Raw genomic sequence first — 25,929 nt, 5'->3', positions numbered from 1 at the left:
CTGAGTGGCATTGGCTCATGAACGGCCACCCTCACCCTGCCAGGTCCGTGCTGACAAGACCGAGCGCCGCGATCTCTGATCGCGGCGCTCGCGCTTTCCGGTCATCAGCCCGACCAGGTGCCGTCGCGCATCAGGGTGCGGTCCTGGAGCTCGTTCTCCTCGCGCCACGCCTGGATGCGGTCGGGGCGCAGGATCAGGTACGCACAGCTGCCACCGGCCGTGCGCGGGTCCCAGTCGGTGCTGGCCGCGTAGCCGTCCGCCACCCAGGACGGCGCCTGCGCCACAGGGAACGTCTCCTCCAGCACCGCGTCGATCATGACGACGTCCCGGGTCGGACCCAGGGCCAGCCGCGCCGTGCCTGTCGCTGCGAGATTGATCGCCGTGCGGGACTTGCCATCGGTGGCCAGGACGATCCGCTCCCGCAGCCAGGCGAGGGTGAGCGGCACCAGATACGGCCCGTCCGCGGCGCTGGTGGCCACCCAGGCGTCCACGACCGGGGCGGTCAGCTTGGCCAGGACGTCTGCTCTGCGGGTCGCCGGCGGGCGCGGTTCCGGAGGTGTCATGCCGGCTGAAGGAGGCCCAGGACGGTGCCGTCCTTGTCGCGTACCGTCGCGATCAGCTTGCCGTCGCCCACGTCCTTGACCTCCTGCACCTGCTCGGCCCCGGCCGCCAGCAGGCATTCCAGGGCCGTCCTGATATCTGCCACGTGCCAGTACATCACCGGGCCGGTGCGGCCGTTCGGGTCGAGACCGATGTGCTGGCCGCCCGCGGTGTAGCCGACGTAGTAGGGCTGGTCCACGTCCGGGGCCACGCCGAGCAGGGCGCCGTAGACCGCCTTGGCGGCGGAGAGGTCGCTGACCGGGATGACAATGGTGCCGATGCCTGACGTCGTCATGAGCGTGGTCCTTCCGTGAGTGTCACAACGGACCACCGCGGCCCGTCATGGTGATGACGGATGCCGACGCGGAGGTGTGACAGGTGAGCGAGATGGACGAGCTGGCCCGGCGCTTCGAGACCGACCGGCCACACCTGCGGGCGGTGGCCCAGCGCATGCTCGGCTCCGCCGCCGAGGCCGACGACGCGGTGCAGGAAGCGTGGCTGCGCCTGAGCCGCAGCGACACCTCAGAGGTCAGCAACCTGACCGGCTGGCTCACCACTGTGGTCTCCCGGGTGTGCCTGGACATGCTGCGTTCCCGGGCCGCCCGGCGCGAGGACAGCGGGGAAGCCCCGGAAGCACCGGCGGCCGAGCAGACCCACCCGGAGAGCGAGGCGTTGCTGGCGGACGCGATGGGCCCGGCGCTGCTGGTCGTGCTGGACACGCTCACACCCGCGGAACGGCTGGCCTTCGTGCTGCACGACATGTTCGCGGTGCCGTTCCCGGAGATCGCCGAGATCGCCGGCAGCTCACCGGCGGCCGCCCGGCAACTGGCCAGCCGCGCCCGGCGCAAGGTGCAGGGCCGCGACGCGGAGGAGGATCGGGCTCGCAGCCGTACCGTGGTCGAGGCTTTCCTGGCCGCCTCCCGCAGCGGCGACTTCGCCGCGCTGCTCGCCCTGCTGGATCCGGAGGTCGTGCTCCGCGCGGACGCAGCGGCGGTCGGTTTCGGGGCGAACTCGTTGCTGCGTGGGGCCGCGGCGGTGGCCGAGACCTTCTCGGGCCGGGCGCAGCATGCGGAACCGGCGCTGCTGGACGGGGAGGCCGGGCTGGTCTGGGCGCCGGGCGGGACGGCGCGGGTGGCTTTCGCCTTCATCATCGTCGACGGGCGGATCACCGGGATCGAGCAGATCGCCGACCCGGCGGATCTGGGCGGCATGGAGGTGAGGGTGCTCGGTAGCTGACCTGGGCCGGCGTTCCCGGCAGGCCCGCGTTCCCGGCAGGCCGGCGTTTCAGGCGATGACGGCGGGTGTGCGCCAGGCCGGGCGGGCCGCGCGGTCCAGGTCGTGGCGGACCGAGGCGATGCGGCGGACCGCTTCCCGGAGGTCGTCGGCGGGCAGCGCGAACGGTAGCCGGATGAAGCGTTCCAGGGTGCCGTCCAGGCCGAAGCGAGGTCCGGGGGCGAGCCGTACGCCGACGTCCTCGGCGGCCCGGGCCAGGGCGCTGGAGATCGGTCCGTCCAGCTCGGCCCAGAGCATCACCCCGCCGGCCGGCACGGTGAAGCGCCACTCCGGCAGGTGTTCGCCCAGCGCCGCGACCAGCGCGTCGCGCCGGGATGAGAGCTCCGCACGGCGGGCGGCGACGATGGACTCGGCGTCCCGCAGCAGGTGGCACGCGACGAGCTGCTCGAGGACCGGGCTGGCCATGTCGACGCCGACGCGCAGGGCCGCGAGGCGTTGCACGAGCGGTGCGGAGGCGCGGACCCAGCCGATCCGCAGACCACCCCAGTAGGCCTTGCTCATGCCGCCGATCGAGACGACCCGCGAGTGCCGGTCGAAGACGGCGACCGGCGGCGGGACCGGGGTGCCGTCCAGCGGCAGGTCTACGAAGGACTCGTCGACGACCAGCTCGGTGCCGGTGGCGTGGGCCGCGGCGACGAGGCGTTCGCGCAGGTCGGCGGGCATCAGGTGGCCGGTCGGGTTCTGGAACTCCGGGATCACGTACGTCAGCCGGGGCCGGGTCTGGCGCAGCGCACCGAGCAGCATCTCGCCGTCCCAGCCGGCGGCCGCGTCGAGGCCGTGGGTGTTGATCCGGGCGCGGCGTGCGGAGAGAGCGGCCAGCGCGTTCGGGTACGTCGGCGACTCGACCAGCACGGTGGCACCGGCCGGGACGGACAGGCGCAGCACCAGGTCGAGGGCGTGCTGCGTACCGCTGGTGATCAGGATCTGCTCCGGGCTGGTCGGCACGCCGCGGGCGGTGTAGCCGGCCGCGACGGCCTCGCGCAGCTCCATCAGGCCGGTCGGGTGGTAGCCGGCGCTGCCGAGGAAGCGCGGCAGGTCGTCGGCGGCCGCGCGGGCGGCCGGCACGAGCTCGACGGGCGCGGCCGACGCGGCCACGCCGAGGTCGATCATGTCCATGTCGTCGTCCGGGGTCCACAGGCCGGAGGAGGCGACACGATGGCCGTTCGGCAGGGTGGTCCAGCTGCCGGCGCCGCGCCGGCTGGTGAGATGGCCGGTCTCACGGAGCGAGCGGTACGCGGCAGTGACGGTCGTCCGGCTGATGCCCAGCGCCTCGGCCAGCTCGCGTTCGGCGGGCAGGCGCACGCCCAGCGGCAACCGGCTGTCGGTGAGCAATCCCCGGATGGCACCGGCCAGCGCGGCATAGTCTGGACTGCGATGCCGCCCCGGCAACGAGTGCCACTGACCGAGCAGCCGCGCCAATTGGCCCCCGCGGACCGATGTCGTCATGGCCACCTCCGGCAAATTGGCTCTTTGATCGCCGCTAATTGGCCTTCAGAGTGGCACTTATGAGTCGTCTGAGCAACCTCGTTCCCGCCGGTGCCCGCCTGCCCCGCCGCGTGTCCCAGCTCTTCGCGGGCCTGGTCCTGTACGGCATAAGCATGGCTTTCATGGTGGAGAGCGACCTCGGACTGAACCCGTGGGACGTTTTCCACCAGGGCGTGTCGAAGGCCACCGGGATCAGCTTCGGCTGGGTGGTGCTGCTGACCGGCATCCCGGTTCTGCTCCTGTGGATCCCGCTACGGCAGCGCCCCGGCTTCGGCACGATCGCCAACCTGGTGGTGGTCGGCTTCGCGGCCGACGCCGCCCTGGCGGTGCTGACCCCGGGCGAGTCGATGGCGATGCGCATCACGTACCTGGTGGTCGGCATCGCCCTGAACGGGGTGGCGACGGCGATGTACATCGGTGCCCGCTTCGGGCCGGGGCCGCGCGACGGGCTGATGACCGGGATCGTGAACCGGTGGCCGCGGCTGTCCATCCGGGTGGTGCGCACCAGCATCGAGGTGCTGGTCCTGGGCATCGGGGTGCTGCTGGGTGGCACGATCGGCTTCGGGACGGTGGCGTACGCGCTGGGGATCGGTCCGCTGGTGCAGCTGTTCATGCCGGCCTTCGCCGTGCCGGCCGCTGATGCTCCGGCCGCTGATGCTCCGGCCGCCCACGCTCCGGCCGCCCACGCTTCGGCCGCTGATGCTCCGGCAGCGGCGACAGAGGCGGAACCGCAGGCGGGCTCGCCGCAGGTCGCGCCGGCGGTGGCCTGACGCCGGTCGGCCGCGGGATGACCCATCGGCTGCTGCCGGGCTCGCATCCGGCCGTGGCGGTTTTGCCCCGCCGCGGCCAGCACGTACTCGGTGTCGACAACCCGCCGGGTCCCCGCCCGACACCAGTCTCGGCGGGTCGCCACGCCGACCGGATCGGGCGCCTCACCCCCGACGGCGACCTGCGCCATCGACCGCGGCCGATGCAATCGCCGGCGCGAAACAGCCCACGCTCGGCCGTTCGGCTGACCATGCCGGGCAGTCCGGATGCCGCGGCCGGCGACCATTCCCACGATCGCCGCGGTCCGAAATGTTCAGCCGGACACGCCTTGCGGCGGCGCTCTTTTGGTCGCGCCACGCGCGGGTCGGCGAAGCGGGCGATATGTCCGGGCGGGCGGACACAGCTTGGTGATCATCGCGACACAATCGCTTTCCGGTTCGGCGGGCGCACGGCATCATGGCGACATGGGGGCTGGCGACTGGCATTGGAACGACGCTTGGATCTTCGTGTCCGCGGTCATCGCCGAGCGCCTGGAGCGCGACCGGGCTCTGCACGCGGCGCTCCCGGTGACCGGCGCGAGCCTGGCTGACGTGCTGGCCGCGGCCGACTTCCTGCACCACAGCGTGCCGAGCCGCTCCGAGCTGGAGGATTCCGTGCGCCGCCTGGCCGGGGCCGGCCTGCTCACGGTGGACGACGACCTGGTCGAGGTGGCACCCGCGGGCGAGCAGCTGTGGCGGACCAGGCCGTTCAGCGGTCTGTCGTCGGCGGTGGTGACGCTGCAGACACAGCTGAACCGCGGGGCCACCCCGGGCGAATCCGACTGGAAGCTCGACGAACGCACCTACAACGCGGCCGTCCGCGAATACTCCCTGCGCCTGGCCGACGGCCGCTGACCCCATCGGCTGAATCGCACTGCTGGGCCCCGCGGCCTCGCCGCGCCGCCGGAATCCGGGCGGGCGGTTACCGGATGGGCCGCCAGCCGGCGCTGAGAGCCGGTGCTGCGCCAACCGCATCCCAGCCTGCGCTTCGCGCAGCTCGCGAACCAGGCCGCCGCATCGCGGAATCGCGCCGCCGACCCGGACCGCCAGATCCACGCCCGCCCAACCGGACCACCAGATCGGCGCCCGCCCAACCAGACCACCAGATCGGCGCCCGCCGAACCGGACCGCCGAGCCGCAAGGCTGAGTCAGACCGCAGGCCCGCACTGGAGCCCGTCGCTCAGCGGACCGGGTTGCCGGCCGCGCGCAAGCTCTCCTTCACCTCGCCGATCGTCAACTCTCCGAAGTGGAAAACACTCGCCGCCAGCACCGCGTCAGCCCCCGCCGCGACCGCCGGCGGAAAGTGCCCCACCGCCCCAGCCCCGCCGCTCGCGATCACCGGGATGTCGACCACCGCGCGGACCGCCGCGATCAGGTCCAGGTCGAAGCCGGCCTTGGTGCCGTCCGCGTCCATCGAGTTGAGCAGGATCTCGCCCGCGCCCAGCTCGGCCGCCCGGCGCGCCCACTCCACCGCGTCCAGCCCGGCGCTCCTGCGACCACCGTGGGTCGTCACCTCCCAGCCGCTGGGGTGCTCGGAGGTCGGCCCGGACGGCAGCCGGCGCACGTCGAGCGACAGCACCAGGACCTGGTTGCCGAAGCGGTCCGCGATCTCCGCGATCAGCTCCGGGCGGTGGATCGCCGCCGTGTTCACACCGACCTTGTCCGCGCCGGCACGCAGCAGGGTGTCGACGTTGTCGACCGAGCGGACGCCGCCGCCGACGGTCAGCGGGATGAAGACCGACTCGGCCGTGCGCCGGACCACGTCGAGCATGGTGCCGCGGTCGTCGGACGAGGCTGTCACGTCCAGGAAGGTCAGCTCGTCGGCCCCGGCCGCGTCGTACGCCGCGGCCAGCTCGACCGGGTCGCCCGCGTCGCGCAGGTCGACGAAGTTGACTCCCTTGACCACCCGTCCCGCGTCCACGTCGAGACAGGGAATCACCCGCACCGCCACCGTCATGCCGCAACCTTATCGAGAGCCCGGCCGGCGGGTGCGCGAGTATCCACAGGCCGGACCCGGCCTCAGGTGGTCATCGTGCGGATCCGGTCGGCCTCGGCCAGCTGCATGTCGATGCCGCGGCGCAGGAAGCCGGTGATCAGGGCGAGCTCGTCCGGGGAGTACGCGGCCAGGATGCGGTGCCCGGCCCGCTCGACCGGGCCGTAGACGCGGTCGAGCAGCTTCTCGGCGTCCGGGGTCAGGGCGACCACCGCCCGCCGCCGATCGCTGTCGTCCACGGTGCGGGTGAGATAGCCCGCTGCGCCGAGCCGGTGGATCGCGGTGGTCGTGGCCGCCGGGCTCAGCTTGGCCGCCCCGGCCAGCGCCGTCGCGGACATGGCCCCGGCGGTGTGGATCAGGCCCAGGATGCGCAGGTCGGTGCGGTTGACTCCCAAGGTGGCGGCGGCCGCCTCGTCGACCACGTCGGCCGCGTTCCCGAAGGCCGCCGCGGCCCGGACCGCCTCGTCGCGCAGGTCCGCGCTCAGTTGCTTCGACACTCGAAGGAGTCTACCGTCGAACCGGAAAGCTTCGATGATCGAAGGGATAATCATGGTCCGGTCCACCGGCAGCCTGCCGTCCTGGCTCCCGTTCGCCAACCGGGTCGTCCGGCTGATGTCCCGGCTCGGCCTGCCGCTGGGTACGGTCGAGGTGCTCATCGTGCCCGGGCGGCGCAGCGGTGAGCCACGTCCCACACCCGTCTCCCCGCTGACCGTCGACGGCCGGCGCTACGTGGTCTCGGCGCTGCCGCAGAGCGACTGGGCCCGCAACATCCGGGCCGCCGGCCGCGGGGAAATGGCTGCGGGACGCCGCCGCACGCCGGTGACGCTGACCGAGGTGACCGACGCGGCGGAGGCCCGTGCGGTGCTGCGGGCGTTCCCCCGCGAGGTGCCGTCCGGGGTGACCTTCTACGTCCGGCTCGGGCTGGTCGACAAGGCCGATCCCGACCAGTTCGAGGCCATCGCCGACCAGGTGGCGGTCTTCCGCATCGAATGACGCTCAGGTGACGAGTTCGGCCGGGTTCTCCGCCGCGGGCCGGCTCAAGTACGCCTCGACCTCGACCTCCACCAGGTGCTGGGGATCGAGCAGCCCGGCCACCACGACCAGCGTCGCCACCGGCCGTACCGCCGCGAACAGCGACCCGTGCGCCCCCGCCACCGCGTCCGAGTACGCCGCGTCGGTCACGTACATCCGGGTGCGGATCACGGTCTCGATCCCCGCACCGGCCCGGGCCAGCGCGTCCAGCGCGATCCCGAACGCCGTCAGCGCCTGCGCCCGCGGGTCGCCGACCCCCGTCACGACCCCGTCCACCGTGGCGGTGCACCCGGCGGTGACCAGCAGGTTGCCGGCGCGCACCACGCGGGAGTAGCCGTAGCGCTCCTCCCAGGGACCGCCCGAGCCGAAACGCGTGATCATGCCGAGGCCAGGGCCTCGATCGCCTCGCGGACCGTGAAAGCGCCCGCGTAGAGCGCCTTGCCGGCGATCACGCCCTCGACCCCGATCGGCTCCAGCGTCGCCAGGGCGCGCAGGTCGTCCAGGGTGGACACGCCGCCGCTGGCGATCACCGGCTTGTCGGTGCGGGCGCACACCTCGCGCAGCAGGTCCAGGTTCGGGCCGCGCATGGTGCCGTCCTTGGTGATGTCCGTGACCACGTACCGGGCCGCGCCCGCCTTGTCGAGGCGTTCCAGGATCTCGAAGAGGTCACCGCCCTCGCGGGTCCAGCCCCGGGCCGCGAGGGTACGGCCGCGCACGTCCAGGCCGATCGCCACCCGGTCGCCGTACTCGGCGCAGATCCGGTCGCACCACTCCGGGTCCTCCAGCGCCGCCGTGCCGATGTTGACCCGGGCCGCGCCGGTGGCCAGGGCCGCGCGCAGCGACGCGTCGTCGCGGATGCCGCCGGAGAGCTCCACCTTCACGTCGAGCCGGCTGACCACGTCGGCCAGCTGCGCGGCGTTCGAGCCCCGGCCGAACGCGGCGTCGAGGTCGACCAGGTGCACCCACTCCGCGCCGTCGTTCTGCCAGGCGAGCGCCGCCTCAAGCGGGTCGCCGTAGCTCGTCTCCGAGCCCGCGGCTCCCTGGACGAGGCGGACCGCCTGACCGTCGGCGACGTCGACAGCGGGCAGCAGGGTGAGGGTCACAGCGGAACTCCGATCAAGGACAGCGGGAACGGTCAGAAACGGCGGCCGAGCACCACGACCACCAGGGCCGGCAGCACCAGGACGAGCATGGCGATGAGCACCAGGCGCAGCGCGAGGTCCGGCACCAGGAACCACACGGCCAGCGCCACGATCAACGGGATGATCGCGATGCCGGTGCGCTGGGCGCGACTGCGTTTGTACAGCGTGCCGGAGCGGGGGCGGCGCTTGAGCTTGAGCTTGAGCGAGCGCACCAGGGCGCGGCGGCGTTGCCGCCGGGTGGACCGGCGGGCCCGGGCGGCCTTCTCCTTCTCCAGCACGGCGAGCCGCTCGGTCCGCCGTCTGGCGCGTTCCTTGCTCACCGTACGGCGGCGGAGGGCAGAACCGACACCCAGTTGCTCAGCAGCGCGTACCCGGCGTCGGAGGACTTCTCCGGGTGGAACTGGGCCGCGGACAGCGGGCCGTGCTCCACCACGGCGGCGAACGGCTGGTCATGCGCGGCCGTCGTGACCCGGGCCCCGGCAGCCTCCAGCGCACCGAGGTCGGACGCCGCATACGAGTGCACGAAGTAGAACCGGGTCTGCGCCGACAGCCCGTCGAGCAGCACCGACCCGTCCGGCACCGACACCGTGTTCCAGCCCATGTGCGGGATGCGCCGGGCAGCCAGCCGGGTCACCGCGCCCGGCAGCAGCCCCAGGCCGCGGGTCTCGACGCCGTGCTCGACGCCGGACTCGAACAGGATCTGCATGCCGACGCAGATGCCCAGCACCGGCTTCCCGGCGGCGACCCGCTCGGCGATGACCGGGCCCGCGCCGAGCTTCTCGATGCCGGCCATGCACGCCGCGTACGCGCCCACGCCCGGCACGACCAGGCCGTCGGCGGCGGCCGCGGCGGCCAGGTCGTCGGTGACCGTCACGTCGGCACCGGTACGCGCGACCGCCCGCTCGGCGGACCGCAGATTCCCGGAGCCGTAGTCCAGGATCACCACGTTGCTCATCAGCTGTCTCCCGGGATCAGCCAGAGGACGCCACCGGCCAGCGCCAGCACCGCCAGCACGGCGACCAGGCCGATGCTGAACTTGGTGGCGCCCTGCCGGGACAGCGAGATCACCCCGCCGACGAGCATGCCGCCCAGCCCGAGCAGCAGGATCGGGAGGATGCTGCTCACAGCACGCCCTTCGTCGACGGCAGCGCGCCGGCGTTGCGCGGGTCGATCTCGACGGCCTCGCGCAGCGCCCGCGAGAACGCCTTGAACTGCGTCTCCACCACGTGGTGGGCGTCCGCCTTGCCACCGTCACGGGCCGCGCGCAGCACGCTGACGTGCAGCGTCACCTTGGCGGCGTGGCCGAACGACTCGAAGATGTGCCGGGTCATGCTGGTCGGATAGACCGGCCCGATGTACGGCGCCAGCTCCGGCTCCTCGTGCACCACGTACGGCCGGCCGGACAGGTCGACGGCCGCGCGGACCAGCACCTCGTCCATCGGGATGGTCGCGGAGCCGTACCGCCGGATGCCGGCCTTGTCGCCGAGCGCCCGCGCGAAGGCGTCGCCGAGCGCGATGGCCGTGTCCTCCATGGTGTGGTGCGCGTCGATCTCGAGGTCACCCTCGGTGCGCACGGTGAGGTCGAAGCCGCCGTGCTTGGCCAGCTGGTTGAGCATGTGGTCGTAGAACCCCACGCCGGTGGCCAGGTCGCCCTTGCCGGTGCCGTCGAGGTCGATCTCGACGAGCACCTTGGTCTCGTTGGTGACACGCTCGATGCGCGCGGTTCGAGTCACAGCATCTCCTCACTTCGTTCGTCGATGCCGTGCCTCAGGACGCTGAGTTGGCTGGTGCCCTCGCTGCGCTCGGTCACGACAAGGCTCCCAGGAAGGCGTCGGTCTCGGATTCTGTGCCCGCGGTGACCCGCAGCCAGCCGGCCAGGCCGACGTCGCGGACCAGCACGCCGCGGTCCAGCAGGCGCTGCCACGCCTCATGCTGGTCACCGCCGACCTCGAAGAGCACGAAGTTCGCGTCGCTGTCGGCGACCCGGATCCCCCGTGCCCGAAGGGTGGCGACGATCCGGTCGCGCTGCTGCTTGATCGCGTCCACGGTGACGAGCAGGGCGGCCCGGTGGGCCAGCGCGGCCCGGGCGGCGGCCTGGGTCAGCGACGACAGGTGGTACGGCAGGCGGACGAGCTGGACGGCGTCGACCACGGCCGGGTCGGCGGCCAGATAGCCGAGCCGCCCCCCGGCGAAGCCGAACGCCTTGCTCATCGTGCGGGTGACGACCAGACGCGGGTGCCCGGGCAGCGACGCGAGCGCGCTGGGCGTGCCGGGACGGGCGAACTCCGCGTACGCCTCGTCGACGATGACCATGCCCGGCGCCGCGGCCAGCACCGCCTCGACCACCGCCGGGTCCAGGGCCGTGCCGGTCGGGTTGTTGGGTGAGCAGAGGAACACCAGGTCCGGCGCGTGCCGGTCGATCTGCTCCACCGCCGACTCCGGGGTGAGCCCGAAGTCGGGGTCGCGCAGCGCGCCGATCCAGCGGGTGCCGGTGCCGGCGGCCAGCAGCGGGTGCATCGAGTACGACGGGCCGAAGCCCAGCGCGGTGCGGCCCGGACCGGCGAACGCCTGCAGCAGCTGCTGCTGGACCTCGTTGGAGCCGTTGGCCGCCCACAGGTGCGCCGTGGTCAGCCCGTGCCCGAGATAGTCGGCGAGGTCGGCCCGCAGCGCGACCGCGTCCCGGTCCGGGTAGCGGTTGAGGTCGCGCAGCTCGGCCTGCACGGCCTTGCCGATCGCCTCCACCACGGCGTCGGGCACCGGGTACGAGTTCTCGTTGGTGTTGAGCCGCACGGCGACGTCGAGCTGCGGTGCCCCGTACGGCGTCTTCCCGCGCAGGTCGTCCCGGATCGGCAGGTCGTCGATCGTGGTCACGAAGGGAACCTCGCGGTCACGGCCTGCCCGTGGGCGGGCAGGTCCTCGGCGTTGGCCAGGGCCACCACGTGCGGGGCGACGTCACGCAGCGCCGCCTCGTCGTACTCGACGACGTGGATGCCGCGCAGGAACGACTGGACCGACAGGCCGGAGGAGTGCCGCGCGCAGCCGGCGGTCGGCAGCACGTGGTTGGAACCGGCGGCGTAGTCACCGAGCGAGACCGGCGAGTAGGCGCCGACGAAGATGGCACCGGCGTTGCGCACCCGCATCGCCCACGCGCGGGCGTCGCGGGTCTGGATCTCCAGGTGCTCGGCCGCGTACGCGTCCACCACCCGCAGGCCCTGCTCGAGGTCGTCGACCAGCACGATGCCGGACTGGCGGCCGCCGAGCGCCTCGCGGACCCGGGCCTCGTGCTTGGTGGCCGGCACCTGCACGGCCAGTTGCGCCTCGACCGCCTCGGCCAGCTCCGGCGAGTCGGTGACCAGCACGCTGGCGGCCACCGGGTCGTGCTCGGCCTGGCTGATCAGGTCGGCCGCGACGTGCGCGGGCGAGGCCGTGTCGTCGGCCAGGATCGCGATCTCGGTCGGGCCGGCCTCGGCGTCGATGCCGACCGTGCCCTGCAGCAGCCGCTTGGCCGCGGTGACCCAGATGTTGCCCGGCCCCGTGATCACGTCGACCGGCTCGCAGCGGTCCGTCTCGTCGGCGCCGTCCGAGCCGTAGCCGAGCATCGCGATCGCCTGGGAGCCGCCGACGGCGTAGACCTCCTCGACGCCGAGCAGCGCGCACGCGGCGAGCACCCGGGCGTCGGGCAGACCGCCGTTCTCCGCCTGCGGCGGGCTGGCCACCACCAGCGACTCCACGCCGGCGACCTGGGCGGGCACCACGTTCATCACCACGGTGGACGGATAGACGGCCAGGCCGCCCGGGACGTAGAGACCCACGCGGGACACCGGGACGTGCCGCTCCGTGACGCTGCCGCCGGGCACCACCTGGGTGGTGACGTCGGTGCGCCGCTGGTCGCCGTGCACCTTGCGGGCGCGCTCGATGACCACCAGCAGGGCGGCCCGGACGTCGGGGTCGAGCTCCTCGGCGGCGGCGGCGATCGCGGCCACCGGCACCCGCAGCCGCTCGAGCACGACGCCGTCGAACCTCTCGGTGGCCTCCCGGATCGCCGAGAACCCATGCTCGCGGACCGCCGTCACGACGGGGCGGATCTTCTCGACGGCAGCGGACACGTCGAGCTGGGCACGGGGCAGCAGACCGCGGGGGTCCCGACGGGAGCCGCGCAGGTCGATCCGATTCAGCACGGGTCAAGTCTAGGCGGCCCCGCGGCCGGCCCCCGGGCGGCATTCCAGGCACTGGGAAGGAGGCCTTTGCCACATTTGCACCGACGGAAATGAAGATCACCGGGACGGGGCGCGCGCGGACAGCTACCGGGCCGATACGCTCGCACCGTGGGCGCGATTATCCCGGTCTTCCCGCTGGGCACGGTGCTCTTTCCCGGCCTGGTGCTGCCCTTGCACATCTTCGAGGAGCGGTACCGCACGCTCGTGCGCGACCTCGTCGCGGCCACGGACGACGAACCGCACGAGTTCGGTGTCGTGACCCTGCGGTACGGCTGGGAGGTCGCCAGCGCGGAGGGCGACGCCGAGCGCCCGGCCGACGAGGCGGCGATCACCCCCGAGCAGCTCTACGGCGTCGGCTGCACGGCGGAGCTGCGTCAGGTCACCGAGCTGCCCGACGGGCGCTTCGACATCGTCACCGTGGGCCGCCGGCGGTTCCGGGTGGTCGCGATCGCGGCCGACACCCATCCGTACCTGACCGCCGAGGTGGAGTGGCTGCCCGACGAGGAGAGCGGCGACCCGGTGTCGGCGCTGCTGGCCCCGCGGGTGCTGACCGCCTTCCGCACCTACCTGGACCTGCTGCGGCCCGATTCCGAGGTGCTCGACCAGGTCCCCGAGGACCCCACCGTGCTCTCCCACCTGGTGGCGGCGACCGCGCAGCTCACCACCGAGGAGCGCCAGGAGCTGCTGGGCGCGCCCGACACCGCCACCCGGCTGCGCACCGAGCTGCGGCTGCTCAACCGCGAGGCGGGTCTGCTGGCCAAGGTGCGGGCGGTGCCGGTGCCGCTGTCGGATCTGGCCCGGCCGGTGAGCCCGAACTGAAGCCACCCGAACCGGGCCCGCCGGAGCCGGGCCCGCCGGAGCCGGGCCCGCCGGAGCCGGGCCCGTCCGAGCCGGGCCCGTCGGAATTGAGCCCGCCCGGCAGGTCGTGGCCGTAACCCGGCTTGGCCCCGGGGAGATCCAGGTCCGGATCGTTGGACCAGCCGGCCAGCAGCGTGGTCACGATCACCGCGGCGAAGGCCGCGACCAGCAGCGCGCCGTACGCGTGCAGATCCGGCGGCCGCCCGTAGGTCTGCCCCGCGGTGGAGCTGTCCTGCCAGTCGTTCCAGGCGGCGAGCCCGACGAGCCGGCCGACCTGCCACATCACCAGCGTGCTGGCCAGGCCGCCCAGGGTCACCCCGAGCAACAGACCGGGGCCCCGGTCGCGGCGCCGGACCAGCCAGATCAGCACGGCGGCGAGCAGCCCGAAGGTGAAGCCGATCAGGGTGAACCACGCGTCCGCCGCGATGTACTCCTCCGGCGACGGATCGTTGACCACGATGCCGTTCTGCCCGGCGTTGATCACCGGGATGGTCGGCGCGAGCCAGGACCAGAGCAGGCCGAGCGGGGCGCCGGCGACGCCCATCGCGGCGGTGACCGACACCGCGACCAGCACCGTACGGCGTAACGGCCGCCGCCGCGGTCGCGGCGGTGGCATCCAGCCCACCGCGTCGACCGGCCCGCCGAACGGGTACGCCGGCGACGGATCGTACGGCCGGCCGTGCTCGTGAGGCTGACCCGGCTCGTGAGGCTGACCCGGCTCGTAAGCCTGACCCGGCTCGTAGGCCCGGTCCGGCTCGTAAGCGGGGCCCTGCTCGTAGCGCTGCGGGCCCGGCTCCTGACTGGGGTTCACTCCCCGATCCTGCCAGGTCCGCCTGTGCGCGCGGTGCCGAGCGTCGGCGCACCGGGCATCAGAGGACCGCCGACGGACCGAGGATCATCTTCAGATCGGCCCGCAGCGCGGGCGTCGGGGCCACCCGCACCGCGCCCAGGCGGAAGATCGTGGTGCGGCTGCCGTTCTGCAGGTGGACGTGCACCTCGGCGTCGCCCGGGTGGCTGACCAGGATCTCCTTGAGCTCGTCGACCAGCGGCGGGGTGCACCGGGTGATCGGCATGGTCAGGGTGATCGGCTTGCTGTCCGGGTTGTGGGTCACGTCCGGCATCGACATGTCCATCGCCATGATCCGCGGGGTGTCGTCGCGGCGGTCCACCCGGCCCTTGACGATGACGATCGCGTCCTCGGCGATGTACTGGCCGATCACCTCGTACGTGTTCGGGAAGAACAGCGCCTCGACGCCGCCGGCCAGATCCTCCAGCGTGGCCGACGCCCAGGCCCGGCCCTGCTTGGTGATCCGCCGCTGCACGCCGGTGAGGATGCCGGCGAGCGTGACGACCTGCCCGTCCGGGACCGAACCCTCCTCGTTGAGCGCGGCGATGGTCGTGTCGGCCGAGTTGTGCAGCAGTTGCTCCAGGCCGGCGAGGGGGTGGTCGGAGACGTACAGGCCGAGCATCTCGCGCTCGAAGGCCAGCTTGTCGCGCTTGTCCCACTCGCTGTCGCCGATCGTGGGCATCGCGACAGTCGCCGCGCTGCCCGCGCCGGAGTCCTCACCGAACGAGGCGAACAGGTCGAACTGGCCGGCCGCCTCGTTCTTCTTCACGTCCGCGTACGCGTCGATGGCCTCGGCGTGCACGGCCAGCAGGCCCTTGCGGGTGTGCCCCATCGAGTCGAAGGCCCCCGCCTTGATCAGCGATTCCACGGTCTTCTTGTTGCAGGCGACGGCGTCCACCTTGGACAGGAACTCGTAGAAGTCGCCGTAGTCGCCCTTGGACTTGCGGCAGCGCACGATGGCCTCGACGACGTTGGTGCCGACGTTGCGGACCGCGGCCAGGCCGAAGCGGATGTTCTTGCCGACCGGGGTGAACGGGCCGGCGGACTGGTTGACGTCCGGCGGCAGCACCTGGATGCCCATGCGCCGGCAGTCGGCCAGGTACATCGCCATCTTGTCCTTGTCGTCACCGACGCTGGTGAGCAGGCCGGCCATGTACTCGGCCGGGTAGTTGGCCTTGAGGTAGCCGGTCCAGTAGGAGACCAGGCCGTACCCGGCGGTGTGGGCCTTGTTGAAGGCGTAGTCGGCGAACGGGACCAGCACGTCCCAGAGCGCCTTGATCGCGGCGTCGGAGTAGTTGCGCTGCTTCATGCCGTCGCGGAAGGAGACGTACTCCTTGTCGAGGACCTCGCGCTTCTTCTTACCCATGGCCCGGCGCAGCAGGTCGGCCTGGCCCAGGGAGTAGCCGGCGAGCTTCTGCGCGGCGCGCTGCACCTGCTCCTGGTAGACGATCAGGCCGTACGTCGGGCCGAGGATCTCCTCGAGCGGCTCCTCCAGCTCGGGATGGATCGGCGTGATCTCCTGCAGCTTGTTCTTGCGCAGCGCGTAGTTGGTGTGCGAGTCGGCGCCCATCGGGCCGGGCCGGTAGAGCGCCAGGACCGCGGAGATGTCCTCGAAGTTGTCCGGCTTCATCAGCCGCAGCAGCGAGCGCATCGGGCCGCCGTCGAGCTGGAACACCCCGAGCGTGTCGCCGCGGGCCAGCAGGTCGTACGTCGGCTTGTCGTCCAGCGGCAGCGCCAGCAGGTCGATCTTCTTGCCGTGGTTGAGCTCGATGTTCTTGACCGCGTCGTCGATGATCGTCAGGTTGCGCAGGCCCAGGAAGTCCATCTTGAGCAGGCCCAGCGTCTCGCAGGTCGGGTAGTCGAACTGCGTGATGATCGCGCCGTCGGCCGGGCGCCGCATCAGCGGGATGTGGTCGATGATCGGCTCGGCGCTCATGATCACGCCGGCCGCGTGCACGCCGGTCTGCCGGATCAGGCCCTCGATGCCCCGGGCGGTGTCGATGACCTTCTTGACGTCCGGATCGGTGTCGTACAGCGCGCGGAGCTCGCCGGCCTCGCTGTAGCGCTTGTGGTCCTTGTCGAAGATGCCGGACAGCGGGATGTCCTTGCCCATCACGGCCGGCGGCATGGCCTTGGTGATCCGGTCGCCCACCGCGTACGGGTAACCCAGCACCCGGGCCGAGTCCTTGATCGCAGCCTTGGCCTTGATCGTGCCGAAGGTGGCGATCTGGGCGACCTTGTCCTCGCCCCAGCGCTCGGTCACGTACCGGATGACCTCGCCGCGCCGGCGCTCGTCGAAGTCGATGTCGACATCGGGCATGGACACGCGCTCCGGGTTGAGGAAGCGCTCGAAGATCAGCCCGTGCGGCAGCGGGTCCAGGTCGGTGATGCCCATCGCGTACGCGATCAGCGAGCCGGCGGCCGAGCCACGGCCCGGGCCGACCGCGATGCCGTTGCGCTTGGACCACTGGATGAAGTCGGCGACCACCAGGAAGTACGACGGGAAACCCATCTGGATGATGATCCCGAGCTCGTACTCCGCCTGCTTGAGGTGCGTCTCCGGGATGCCGCCCGGGAAGCGGCGCTTGAGGCCCTCGAACGCCTCGTGCCGGAACCAGGACTCCTCGGTGTGCCCGTCCGGGACCGGGAAGCGGGGCATCAGGTTCTTGAACGAGAACATGCCGTCGGTGTCCACCCGCTCGGCCACCAGCAGGGTGTTGCGGCAGCCCTCCAGCCAGGCGTCGGACGAGTCGACCGCGCGCATCTGGTCGGCCGACTTGACGAAGTAGCCGGCGCCGTCGAAGCGGAACCGGTTGGGGTCGGCGACGTTGCTGCCGGTCTGCACGCACAGCAGCACGTCGTGCGCCTCGGCCTGGGCCTCGTGCGTGTAGTGCGAGTCGTTGGTGACCAGCGGCGGGATGTTGAGCTTGCGGCCGATCTCCAGCAGGCCGTCGCGGACCCGCTTCTCGATCGACAGGCCGTGGTCCATGATCTCGAGGAAGTAGTTCTCCCGGCCGAGCGCTTCCTGGTACTTCGCCGCGGACTTGAGCGCCTCGTCGAACTGGCCCAGCCGCAGCCGGGTCTGCACGGCGCCGGACGGGCAGCCGGTGGTGCCCATGATGCCCTCGGCGTGCTCGGCGATGATGTCGAAGTCCATCCGCGGATACTTGCCGAGCTGGCCCTCGATGGAGGCCCGCGAGTTGAGCCGGAAGAGGTTCTTCAGGCCGACCGCGTTGCGGGCCCACAGGGTCATATGGGTGTAGGCGCCGTTGCCGGCGACGTCGTCGCTCTTCTGCTCGGGGCGGCCCCACTTGATCCGGCTCTTGGTCAGCCGCGACTCGGGCGCCACGTACGCCTCGACGCCGATCACGGGGGTGACCCCGGCGGCCGTCGCCTGCTTGTAGAAGTCGTACGCCCCGTGCATGTTGCCGTGGTCGGTGATCGCCGCGGCCGGCATGCCCAGACGGTTGGCCTCGGCGAGCAGATCCTTCACCCGGGCGGCGCCGTCGAGCATCGAATACTCGGTGTGCACGTGGAGATGCACGAACGAGTCAGACACCCAGGGCCCCCTTTGCCGCGGCGTTTCCGGACTCGCCAGAGCCTAGTCCGGACCCGCCCCGCGGGGCACCGCTGACACCCGATCTATTCGGCGAATGGCTCGATCATCACAGCCGCGGCGCGCATCCACGCCTGCCGGGTCTCCGGCTGCAACACGCTGTACTCGATCGATGACCCGACCTCGAGCGCCGGGTCGTACGGGACCACCGCGACGGCCCGGGTCCGGGTGGCGAAGTGCTTGGCCAGATCGTCGAGCAGCGGCAGCTTGCCGGGCGACGGACAGGAGATCAACGTCACCGCGTTGGCGACCAGATCCTCCATGCCGGTCTCGTTGAGCACGTCCAGCATCCAGTCGGCGGTGAACGCGGCGTCCTCGCGCGGCACGGTGGTGATGACCAGCTGGTCGGCGCTGCGCATCACGGTCTGCCAGTTGACGCTCTCGACGTTGTTGCCGGTGTCCACGCAGATCACGTCGTGGGTGCGGCGCAGCAGATCCATCACCCGGCGCACGGTGCTCTGGTCGAGCCGCTGGGCGAAACGCGGATTCTCCTCGCCGGCCAGCACGTCGTACGAGCCGTCGGAGGCGTGCCGCAGGAAGTCGTCCAGGTGCGACATCATCTGCTCGCCGTGCATGTTCTCGATCTCGAGCAGCTCGCTGACCAGGTGCCGGATCGTACGGGCGTGCCGGGCGCTGCCGGCCCGCAGGCCCAGCGTGCCGCGCAGCTCGTTGTCGTCCCAGGCGAGCACACCGCGGCCCCGCACGCTGCCGATGGTGGCCGCGGCGAGCACGGTCGCGGTGGTCTTGTGCACGCCGCCCTTGGGATTGGCGAAGGCCAGCACGCGCGGCTTGCCGAGCTTGCGGCGCAGCACCGAGACCGCGCGGTCCTCCTGCTCGGGCCGGGCCTGGCGCCACTCGATCCGCGCCGGGGCCGGCGAGGTCGGCATGGGCGCGGTGGTCGCGGGCAGCGTGGGCGGCGGCTGCAGGGTGGGCGGCTGCGGAGCCGGCACGGGGGGCGCGGGGGCCACCGGCGGTGGCATGACCGACGCGGAACCGACCGAGGCGGCACCCCGGCTCGGCGGCGGGGGTGCCAGCTCCGGCGTGACCCGGCCGATCGACGAGGGTACGGACCGGGTGGCCGGATTGAAGAAGCTGTGCGGCTCCTGCGGAGCGGAGCGGGACTGGAAGCCCTCACCGATCCGCGACTGGCGGCGGGACTCGGCCAGCGGATTCAGCGGCCGGTGCTCGGGACGCGGCTCACCCAGCCGGGGGTCGAGGGGGCGCTGATCCAGGGACCGGGGATCCATCGGCCGCGGGTCCGGCGGCGGGGCCAGCGGCTCGGACTGGCCCAGCCGCTCGCCCAGGCCGGCCCGGCCGGGACGGCGCGGGTCCAGCGGGTTGACCGGGCGGCGCTCCGGCGGCCGCTGGTCGAAGGCGCCGCGGGCCGGGTCGCTCTGCCGGGGATCGCTCTGCCGGGGATCGAGCGGGTTGAAGGGCCGGCCGGGACGTCCGGGCAGCGGTTGACCGCCCGCCGGACGGCGGGCCTCGGCCTCCGCATCCTCACGGTCGCTCTCGGCCTCGTCGGCCGTCCGCGACCCGTGCCGGGCACGGTCGAGCAGCGCCCGCCAACGCGGGGCTGGTTCCGCAGGCCGGCCCCAGCCGGTCTCGGTCCCATCCACGGCTCGTCCTCCCAGCGACTACTCGATGTGCCTGTCCGATGCCTGTCCGATGCCCAGAAAACGGGCCTGCCCCCGACAGGCTACGGACGCCAACCCTATTCAGGCCACACCCGAAGCCCGCAAATGCCCGGCTGTCTTGATCACCCAGTGGCAGAAACCACGTGCACGTGCACCTACCCGTACGCACGACAGGACTCGGACGTTCAGGATGTCAACGCCCAGGAGCGTCGCGAGATGCTCCTGAGGCCGTCGACGGCTGGCCGGGACCCGGTCCCCCGGGTGACGCGGAGGCGATGGCAGTGCTCTCCTGAACTGCCGGGGCAGACGGACCGGACCCCGCTGCGGGGCCGTCGGGTGAGGCTGATGTCACAGCAGCCCCGGTCGATGAGGGTAGTGGCGCGGGGCGGGCGGGGGCAACACTGCGCGATCGCGAAGGCACAGTGGGCGCACCCGACTCCGGATCGTCGGGAACCGTCGTGGTCTGCTCCGGCCGGACCGGCCGGAATTCCGTACGGTCCAGGCTGCGCACCTCGGGGGCCGGATCGACCACCCGCACCTCGGCGCGGCCGGCGAGCTCCTCCAGCACGGCGGGCGCGGCCCGCACCACGGCGGCGAAGACGCAGGCGCAGTGCGCGCGGTAGGCGGCGGCCTCGGCGGCGGCGGCCTGCGCGGCGTTGTCGTACGCCCAGCGCAGCCGGATCTCGTTGACGCCGTCGCCCTCCAGCTCGTCGCCGAGCTTGCGATAGTCGGCCTGCTCCTGGTCGCGGGCGAGGGCGGCGTTGAGCATCCCGGTGACCACGTCCTGCGGCATCCGGTAGACGGGAATCTTGACCACCGGGGTGCGTACCCCCGGCAGGGGCGCCCGGGCGTAGACCTCGGCCACCGGGACACCGGCCAGCGCGGCCTGCAGCTTGTCCGGCGGAAGATAGGTCCGCAGGCTGACCAGTGCCCAGGTCTCCCCGGCCACCGGCGAGCCGGAGGAGGGCAGCAGCGCGGCCAGCTCACCGCGGCTGGAGCGCAGATAGCCGGAGACGGACTGGCCCTCGACCACCCCGACCCGCACCACATCACCGGTCGGGTTCACCGCCTCGGGACCGTGGTCGGCCACCCAGACCACCGCCAGGAGCAGCGCGGTCGCCGACGCCACGGCCAGCCCGCTGAGGATCCGTAGCCGGGACGGGGCCGTGCCGATGCGGGACAGGCCGCGGGTCAGCGGCGGCAGCATCCTGTCCCCGGTCCTCATCGAGGTCGCCCCCTCAGACAGCGGTCGTCAGCTCGCGTCGCGGAGCACGTCCAGCGCGTACCCCAGGTCGTCAGGGTAGTCGCTGACGAAACGAACCTCGTCCTGCGTACGGGGGTGGACAAAGCCGAGCTCGCGGGCGTGCAGCCACTGCCGGCCCAGCTTGAGCCGAGCGGACAGGGTCGGGTCGGCACCGTACGTGATGTCGCCGACGCACGGGTGCCGCATCGCGGAGAAGTGCACCCGGATCTGGTGGGTCCGGCCGGTCTCCAGCTTGACGTCGATCAGGCTGGCCGAGCGGAACGCCTCGAGCGTGTCGTAGTGGGTGACGCTGGGCTTGCCGCCGTTCATCACCGCGTACCGGTAGTCGGCGGTGGGGTGCCGGTCGATCGGCGCGTCGATCGTGCCGCGCAGCGGGTCCAGGTGGCCCTGCACGACCGCGTGGTAGCGCTTGTCGACCTCGCGCTCCTTGAACGCCCGCTTGAGCGCGCTGTAGGCCAGCTCGCTCTTGGCCACCACCATCAGCCCGGTGGTGCCGACGTCGAGCCGGTGCACGACGCCCTGGCGCTCGGCGGCGCCGCTGGTCGCCACGTTCTGGCCCATCGCGGCGAGCCCGCCGATGACCGTCGGGCCGGTCCAGCCCGGGCTCGGGTGGGCGGCCACGCCGACCGGCTTGTCGACCACGACGATGTCGTCGTCGCTGTAGACGATCTTCATGCCGTGCACCGGGGTGGCTTCCAGCGTCGGCGCGGTCACCGGCGGCGGCAGGGTGACCTCGAGCCACGAGCCCGCGGCGACCTTGTCGGACTTCGGCCGCGGAATGCCGTCGACCAGCGCGTCGCCGGACTCGACCAGGGTCGCGGCCGCGGTGCGGGACAGGCCGAAGATGCGCGACACGGCCTGGTCGAGACGCATGCCGTCCAGACCGTCCGGTACGGGCAGGGAACGGGAGGTCATGCAGTCTCGGCTTTCCTGGAGGTGGCCCTGCTGCCGTCGCGCTGGCGCCCGGTGAGCTCCAGCAGCACGGCCAGGACGACGCCGACGGACAGGCAGCTGTCGGCGATGTTGAAGACCGCGAAGTACTCGCCGTACGGCCCGAACAGACTGATCATGTCGACGACGTGACCCTGGAACGGCCCGGGCGCCCGGAACAGCCGGTCCCCGAGGTTGCCCAGCGCGCCGCCGAGCACCAGCCCGAGGGCGAGCGCCCACGGCACCGAGCGCAGCTTGCGGGCCATGAAGGTGATCCAGCCGATCACCACGATGGTGACCAGCGGGAACACCCAGGTGTAACCGCTGCCGAGGCTGAACGCGGCACCGCTGTTGCGCAGCAGCGAGAGATGGACCAGCCCGCCCAGGATGCGGACCGGCTCGCCCTCGGTCAGGCCCTTGGTGGAGAGCTCCTTGACCACCTGGTCGAGCACGACGGCGAGCAGGGCGGTGACGGCGAGCACCGTCACGGCGCGGCGTGCGAACCCGGAAGGGACCCCGGGGCCGGACGCGGTCGCCGTGGTGCCGGCCGCAGCCTCGTCGGCGTTCAGCGTCGTTCCTCCAACTGCTTGCAGGACACACAGAGGGTCGCGACCGGGAACGCCGCCAGCCGTTCGACGGGGATGGCGTTGCCGCACCGCTCGCACCAACCGTAGTTGCCCGTCCCGAGGCGGTCGATGGCGCGTTCCACCTGTGTGATCCGGTCGAGGAGATTGTTCGCCAGAGTGATCTCCTGCTCACGCTCTCCGGTCTTGGTGCCCCGGTCACCCTCGTCGTCGCCGGCGGAGTCGGTGAGCCGGTCCCGCTGCAGCTCGGTGATCTCGCTGAGCGTCTGGTCGTACTCGGCCTGCAGCTCGTCGCGGCGCTCCACGAGCGCGACGCGGATCTTCTCGGTCTCCGCCGCGCTGCGCGCCTTGGCGGGCGCGGCCTTCGCGGTCGACGCGGACCTGGTCTCGGTTGCCTTGGCCATCGTCGCTCCCCTGAGCCGCGCTGCACGCGGCGAATCGGCGGTCATCCAGCGGTCATCGGGACGTGGTCGGCCACCCGTCCCGTGTCGGTGCCCCGGCCGCGCCCCCACGCGACCCGTGCACCGTCCCCCAGGTGCACAAACGGCGCGGCCAACGATCGCCGCGCACTCCGGAGGGTGGCAAGGATACGGAACGTGAAGACCAGCGACAACACGGCGCACCGGCCCGGCGACCGGTTAACCGGGACGAATCCCCCGAACGACCTCCGTCAGATACCCGACGGCCGCCCCTTCCCCGCCTCCACCCCGGGCCGACCGGCCGCCATCTGTCCTGATCGCCCGCTGGTTGCGATCCCACCGCGGTCGACCGGCCGCCGCCTTCCCTGACCCGCCGCCGGCGGCACCCGAATCGACGCAGCCGAATCGCCAGACAAGACCAAACGCCGACACCATCCGAAACCGGCCACAACCCCCTTCGTCCCATCCGGGCCCGCCACCGCGGGCGTATGCCGACCGGCCGGAGCGCGCGCTCAGGAACGGTCCCGGCCGTCCTCACCGAGCCATCGGGCCAGCCGCCCCCGCCGGCTGACCGCCCGCAGCCGGCGCTCAGCCAGGTCCCGGGCCGCGGCCGTGGTCACGATCAGCAGGCCGTCGCCGGTCCGCAGCCGCGTGTCCGGCCCCGGCACGAAGCCCGCCCCCTCGCGCACCACCAGCGTGACCACCGCACCGACCGGCAGCCGCAGCTCGTCGATGTGCACCCCGGCCAGCCGCGATCCGGGCGCCACGTCGAGTTGCAGCAGGTCGGCGTGCATCCGCTCCAGCGGCGCGGTCTCCACCTGGATCTCGATGGCCTCGGTCGGGGCGGTGATCCGCAGCAGCCGGGCGACCGGCGCCAGCGTGCCGGCCTGCACCAGGGTGAAGATGATCACCAGCACGAAGACCACGTCGAACAGGGTCCGGGCCCCGGGCGTCGCCAGCGACAGCGGGATAGTGGCCAGCACGATCGGCACCGCCCCGCGCAGCCCGGCCCAGGACAGGAAGGTCCGGCCGGACCAGCCCAGCTCGCGGTAGCTGCGGCTGGCCAGCGCCGAGATCCAGACCGACAGCGGCCGGGCCAGCAGCACGAGGGCGAACCCGACGACCAGCGCCGGCACCAGCGCCGCACCCAGCCGGGCCGGAGAGGCGAGCAGCCCGAGCAGCACGAACAGCCCGATCTGGGCGACCCAGGCCAGCGCGTCGGCGAACCCGAGAATGGCCTGGCGGTGCGGCAGCCGGGCGTTGCCCAGCACCACCCCGGCCGCGTAGACGGCCAGGAAACCGGAGGCGTGGGCGACGCCGCCGGCCGCGTACGCCAGGAAGGTGAGCGCGACCGCCGCGATCGGATAGAGCCCCGCCGACGGCAGAGCGGCGTTGCGCAGCAGCCAGCGCCCGGTCGCCCCGACGGCGAGCCCGATCGCGGCCCCGGCGGCCAGCTCGTAGGTGACCAGCAGGAACTCGTACCACCAGGGGTGGGTCACGCCCGCGGTGGCCGAGAGCAGCACGACCAGCAGGACCACCGGGGCGTCGTTCATGCCGGACTCGGCCTCGAGCGTGGCGACCAGCCGGGGTGGCAGCCGCAGCACCCGCAGGGTGGCGAAGACCGCGGCGGCGTCGGTGGACGAGAGCACCGCGCCGTAGAGCAGCGCCAGGCGCCAGTCCACGTCGAGCACGAAGTGCACGACGACGCCCACCACGGCGATACTCACGGCCACCCCGAGGGTGGCCAGGGTGGCGGAAAGCCCCAGAACCGGGCGCAGGGTGCTCCAGCGGGCGGTCAGCCCGCCCTCGGCGATGATCATGATCAGGGCGCAGAAGCCGAGGGTACGGGTGAGCTCGGCATCATCGAAGCGGATGCCGAACCCGGCCTCCCCGATGACCACACCGATCAGCAGGTAGACGAGCAGACTGGGCAGCCCGAGCCGGGTGGACAGCCGCACGGCCCCGACGGCGACGAGCAGCACGGCAGCGCCGATGAGCAGCGCAAGGTCGAGCCCGCCGGTCATGCGCTGCCGTCACGCAGGGCGGCGACCCGCTCCCCGACGTCCCCGGCGACGGCGAAGACCTTGTCCCGGCTGGTGGCACCGACCTTGAGCGTCACGTCCCGGGCCCTGACCCCGAGCGCACCGGCCAGCGCCTGCCGAACCGCCTCGGTGGCCTTCCCGTCGACTGCGGGCGCCCCGACGGCGACGATCAGCGCGGGCCCGTGCGGTCCCTCGTAGCGCCCACCGACCCGGGTACGCCCGGCACCGGGCCGCACCCGCACCGCCACGGACCGCCCGTCACCGCTGCGCCGCAGGTCATCACCCCGCGAACCGCCGAGCTGAGCAGTCCAGCCTCCGGTGTCGCCGGATCGGATGGTGGCCGGATCGGGTGAGGGAACGCGCCGCTTGGCCATGCCCCATTGTGCCGATCAACCACACCCCACCAAATCCGACGTCCCGCCGGCGCCCCGCCCGGCCGCCCCGCCCCGGCCTGCCCTGCCCGCCATCGACGACCGCGCCGCCACCAGCTCATCCACCACCTCAGACAGGGCGTTGCGCCCGCCTAGAGCCGCCACTGACTGCCCAGATCTCGGAACCAGGCGCGTCCGGGCGGTCCTGGAGGCGGCGGAAGCGCGGCGGGAGTCCGGTCCGGCGAGAGCACGGAGTCATTTGCGCAGACGACGAGCTAGACGACCTGCGCGAATCGGGCCCACTCCACGAACCGGAACCCGCAGGGGACGAACCTGACCGGCAGGGACGAATCTGACCTGCGGGATGAACCGGCGACGGTCAGCGTTGGGCGGCTGCGGCGACCAGGCGGTCGACCGGGCGGCACAGGCCGCACGGGCTGAACCCGAGCTCAACCGCCTCCGCGACCGGCAGTCCTTCCGTCGCCCGCCCCATCAGGTGCGTGCAGTCCGCCAGGTGGTAGCGGGGCCGGCCGTCGACCACCAGAACCTCCGCGTCCAGCCGCGCCACGCGGACCGCGTCGGCCGGGCGGACGGCCTGGGGCAGGGGTTCGTCGTCCGGGTCGTCCGGGTCCGGCTCGTCGAACTCGCCCGCAGCGGCCGAGGCCCGGTCGTCGGCACGAGCGTCGTCGAGCCGACCACCGCCGAGGCGGCCATCGGCACCGCCGAAGCCGGCATCGTCACGGGCACCGCCGAAGCCGGCATCGTCACGGGCACCGCCGAAGCCGGCATCGTC

At 72.5% G+C, this 25,929-nt stretch carries 27 protein-coding genes and 1 pseudogene; 5 read left to right on the top strand and 23 right to left on the bottom strand.

Translation table 11 applies throughout. The features are described from left to right. Nucleotides 1-104: 104 nt before the first annotated feature. Together Aau02nite_RS40475 and Aau02nite_RS40470 are read right to left on the bottom strand one after the other, a co-directional pair. On the bottom strand, nucleotides 105-563 hold the full coding sequence (locus tag Aau02nite_RS40475; protein ID WP_212993966.1) for a pyridoxamine 5'-phosphate oxidase family protein: 459 nt from the start codon (nucleotides 561-563) through the stop codon (nucleotides 105-107). Further along, complete coding sequence (locus tag Aau02nite_RS40470; RefSeq protein ID WP_212993965.1) at nucleotides 560-895, bottom strand: VOC family protein; 336 nt, start codon at nucleotides 893-895, stop codon at nucleotides 560-562. The genes Aau02nite_RS40475 and Aau02nite_RS40470 overlap by 4 nt, the downstream gene beginning before the upstream one ends. A gap of 92 nt (nucleotides 896-987) precedes the next feature. Between Aau02nite_RS40470 and Aau02nite_RS40465 the strand changes: the two genes are divergently transcribed. Continuing rightward, a complete protein-coding gene (locus tag Aau02nite_RS40465) occupies nucleotides 988-1,836 on the top strand; it encodes a sigma-70 family RNA polymerase sigma factor (RefSeq protein WP_212993968.1) in 849 nt (282 codons plus the stop codon). Between the two features lie 48 nt (nucleotides 1,837-1,884). On the opposite strand, the gene yczR is transcribed toward Aau02nite_RS40465, so the two are convergent. Then, nucleotides 1,885-3,339 (bottom strand): MocR-like transcription factor YczR, encoded by a 1,455-nt coding sequence (gene yczR / locus Aau02nite_RS40460; protein WP_212993964.1) that lies wholly within the window; start codon nucleotides 3,337-3,339, stop codon nucleotides 1,885-1,887. 59 nt (nucleotides 3,340-3,398) lie between these two features. Between yczR and yczE the strand changes: the two genes are divergently transcribed. Continuing rightward, a complete protein-coding gene (yczE, locus tag Aau02nite_RS40455) occupies nucleotides 3,399-4,148 on the top strand; it encodes a membrane protein YczE (RefSeq protein WP_246595814.1) in 750 nt (249 codons plus the stop codon). Between the two features lie 462 nt (nucleotides 4,149-4,610). After that, nucleotides 4,611-5,039: a hypothetical protein gene (locus Aau02nite_RS40450; protein ID WP_212993963.1), complete on the top strand. Its 429-nt coding sequence runs from the start codon at nucleotides 4,611-4,613 to the stop codon at nucleotides 5,037-5,039. Between the two features lie 325 nt (nucleotides 5,040-5,364). On the opposite strand, the gene hisF is transcribed toward Aau02nite_RS40450, so the two are convergent. Continuing rightward, nucleotides 5,365-6,141 carry an imidazole glycerol phosphate synthase subunit HisF gene (gene hisF, locus Aau02nite_RS40445; RefSeq protein WP_212993962.1) on the bottom strand — a complete coding sequence of 259 codons (777 nt, stop codon included), beginning with the start codon at nucleotides 6,139-6,141 and terminating at the stop codon, nucleotides 5,365-5,367. Nucleotides 6,142-6,203: 62 nt separating this feature from the next. Beyond that, a complete protein-coding gene (locus Aau02nite_RS40440; RefSeq protein ID WP_212993961.1) occupies nucleotides 6,204-6,674 on the bottom strand; it encodes a MarR family transcriptional regulator in 471 nt (156 codons plus the stop codon). 52 nt (nucleotides 6,675-6,726) lie between these two features. Here Aau02nite_RS40440 and Aau02nite_RS40435 point away from each other — a divergent pair, with 52 nt between their 5' ends. Next, entirely contained in the window at nucleotides 6,727-7,170 is a 444-nt protein-coding gene (locus Aau02nite_RS40435) for a nitroreductase family deazaflavin-dependent oxidoreductase (protein WP_212993960.1), read from the top strand. 3 nt (nucleotides 7,171-7,173) lie between these two features. Here Aau02nite_RS40435 and Aau02nite_RS40430 read toward each other — a convergent pair whose 3' ends face one another. The 8 genes from Aau02nite_RS40430 to hisD all read right to left on the bottom strand — a co-directional run bounded on the left by Aau02nite_RS40430 (nucleotide 7,174) and on the right by hisD (nucleotide 12,529). Further along, nucleotides 7,174-7,590 carry a Rid family hydrolase gene (locus Aau02nite_RS40430; protein ID WP_212993959.1) on the bottom strand — a complete coding sequence of 139 codons (417 nt, stop codon included), beginning with the start codon at nucleotides 7,588-7,590 and terminating at the stop codon, nucleotides 7,174-7,176. Beyond that, entirely contained in the window at nucleotides 7,587-8,312 is a 726-nt protein-coding gene (gene priA / locus Aau02nite_RS40425) for a bifunctional 1-(5-phosphoribosyl)-5-((5-phosphoribosylamino)methylideneamino)imidazole-4-carboxamide isomerase/phosphoribosylanthranilate isomerase PriA (RefSeq protein WP_212993958.1), read from the bottom strand. Before priA ends, Aau02nite_RS40430 begins: the two co-directional genes overlap by 4 nt. 32 nt (nucleotides 8,313-8,344) lie before the next feature. Further along, nucleotides 8,345-8,671, bottom strand: a complete 327-nt coding sequence (locus Aau02nite_RS40420; protein WP_212993957.1) for a hypothetical protein — start codon at nucleotides 8,669-8,671, stop codon at nucleotides 8,345-8,347. Continuing rightward, nucleotides 8,668-9,306, bottom strand: a complete 639-nt coding sequence (gene hisH / locus Aau02nite_RS40415) for an imidazole glycerol phosphate synthase subunit HisH (RefSeq protein WP_212993956.1) — start codon at nucleotides 9,304-9,306, stop codon at nucleotides 8,668-8,670. The genes Aau02nite_RS40420 and hisH overlap by 4 nt, the downstream gene beginning before the upstream one ends. Next, the gene (locus Aau02nite_RS40410; RefSeq protein WP_212993969.1) at nucleotides 9,306-9,476 is read right to left on the bottom strand and encodes a CG2302 family histidine operon protein; all 171 of its coding nucleotides are present in this window, start codon (nucleotides 9,474-9,476) and stop codon (nucleotides 9,306-9,308) included. The genes hisH and Aau02nite_RS40410 overlap by 1 nt, the downstream gene beginning before the upstream one ends. Beyond that, entirely contained in the window at nucleotides 9,473-10,084 is a 612-nt protein-coding gene (hisB, locus tag Aau02nite_RS40405; RefSeq protein WP_212993955.1) for an imidazoleglycerol-phosphate dehydratase HisB, read from the bottom strand. The genes Aau02nite_RS40410 and hisB overlap by 4 nt, the downstream gene beginning before the upstream one ends. Before the next feature lie 73 nt (nucleotides 10,085-10,157). Next, nucleotides 10,158-11,222 carry a histidinol-phosphate transaminase gene (locus tag Aau02nite_RS40400; RefSeq protein ID WP_212993954.1) on the bottom strand — a complete coding sequence of 355 codons (1,065 nt, stop codon included), beginning with the start codon at nucleotides 11,220-11,222 and terminating at the stop codon, nucleotides 10,158-10,160. Then, nucleotides 11,219-12,529: a histidinol dehydrogenase gene (gene hisD / locus Aau02nite_RS40395; RefSeq protein ID WP_212993953.1), complete on the bottom strand. Its 1,311-nt coding sequence runs from the start codon at nucleotides 12,527-12,529 to the stop codon at nucleotides 11,219-11,221. The genes Aau02nite_RS40400 and hisD overlap by 4 nt, the downstream gene beginning before the upstream one ends. Nucleotides 12,530-12,676: 147 nt before the next feature. On the opposite strand from hisD, the gene Aau02nite_RS40390 reads away from it, so the two are divergent. Beyond that, nucleotides 12,677-13,387, top strand: a complete 711-nt coding sequence (locus Aau02nite_RS40390) for an LON peptidase substrate-binding domain-containing protein (protein ID WP_212993952.1) — start codon at nucleotides 12,677-12,679, stop codon at nucleotides 13,385-13,387. 41 nt (nucleotides 13,388-13,428) lie between these two features. On the opposite strand, the pseudogene Aau02nite_RS47970 reads toward Aau02nite_RS40390, so the two are convergent. The 10 genes and pseudogenes from Aau02nite_RS47970 to Aau02nite_RS40335 form a co-directional block, all read right to left on the bottom strand. After that, a pseudogene (locus Aau02nite_RS47970) lies at nucleotides 13,429-13,707 on the bottom strand (hypothetical protein); the annotation flags it as partial. A 588-nt stretch (nucleotides 13,708-14,295) separates the two neighbouring features. Continuing rightward, nucleotides 14,296-17,832: a DNA polymerase III subunit alpha gene (gene dnaE, locus Aau02nite_RS40375; protein WP_212993951.1), complete on the bottom strand. Its 3,537-nt coding sequence runs from the start codon at nucleotides 17,830-17,832 to the stop codon at nucleotides 14,296-14,298. Nucleotides 17,833-17,915: 83 nt separating this feature from the next. Beyond that, a complete protein-coding gene (locus Aau02nite_RS40370; RefSeq protein ID WP_212993950.1) occupies nucleotides 17,916-19,508 on the bottom strand; it encodes a MinD/ParA family ATP-binding protein in 1,593 nt (530 codons plus the stop codon). Between the two features lie 211 nt (nucleotides 19,509-19,719). Next, a complete protein-coding gene (locus Aau02nite_RS40365) occupies nucleotides 19,720-20,751 on the bottom strand; it encodes a hypothetical protein (protein WP_212993949.1) in 1,032 nt (343 codons plus the stop codon). A gap of 27 nt (nucleotides 20,752-20,778) precedes the next feature. Continuing rightward, a complete protein-coding gene (locus Aau02nite_RS40360) occupies nucleotides 20,779-21,705 on the bottom strand; it encodes an RluA family pseudouridine synthase (RefSeq protein WP_212993948.1) in 927 nt (308 codons plus the stop codon). Further along, nucleotides 21,702-22,313 (bottom strand): signal peptidase II, encoded by a 612-nt coding sequence (gene lspA, locus Aau02nite_RS40355; protein ID WP_212993967.1) that lies wholly within the window; start codon nucleotides 22,311-22,313, stop codon nucleotides 21,702-21,704. The genes Aau02nite_RS40360 and lspA overlap by 4 nt, the downstream gene beginning before the upstream one ends. Beyond that, nucleotides 22,286-22,708, bottom strand: a complete 423-nt coding sequence (locus tag Aau02nite_RS40350; protein WP_212993947.1) for a TraR/DksA family transcriptional regulator — start codon at nucleotides 22,706-22,708, stop codon at nucleotides 22,286-22,288. Before Aau02nite_RS40350 ends, lspA begins: the two co-directional genes overlap by 28 nt. A gap of 527 nt (nucleotides 22,709-23,235) precedes the next feature. Further along, on the bottom strand, nucleotides 23,236-24,747 hold the full coding sequence (locus Aau02nite_RS40345) for a potassium/proton antiporter (RefSeq protein WP_212993946.1): 1,512 nt from the start codon (nucleotides 24,745-24,747) through the stop codon (nucleotides 23,236-23,238). Then, nucleotides 24,744-25,040, bottom strand: a complete 297-nt coding sequence (locus tag Aau02nite_RS40340) for a DUF167 domain-containing protein (RefSeq protein ID WP_246595815.1) — start codon at nucleotides 25,038-25,040, stop codon at nucleotides 24,744-24,746. The genes Aau02nite_RS40345 and Aau02nite_RS40340 overlap by 4 nt, the downstream gene beginning before the upstream one ends. 475 nt (nucleotides 25,041-25,515) lie before the next feature. Further along, nucleotides 25,516-25,929, bottom strand: a 414-nt coding sequence (locus Aau02nite_RS40335) for a hypothetical protein (protein WP_212993944.1), incomplete at its 5' end; no start/stop codon positions are given.

The sequence above is a fragment of the Actinoplanes auranticolor genome (assembly GCF_018332655.1).
Taxonomy (GTDB): Bacteria; Actinomycetota; Actinomycetes; order Mycobacteriales; family Micromonosporaceae; genus Actinoplanes; species Actinoplanes auranticolor.
Note: the sequence above shows the minus strand (reverse complement) of the source record. Positions and strands in the feature narration are given on the sequence as shown.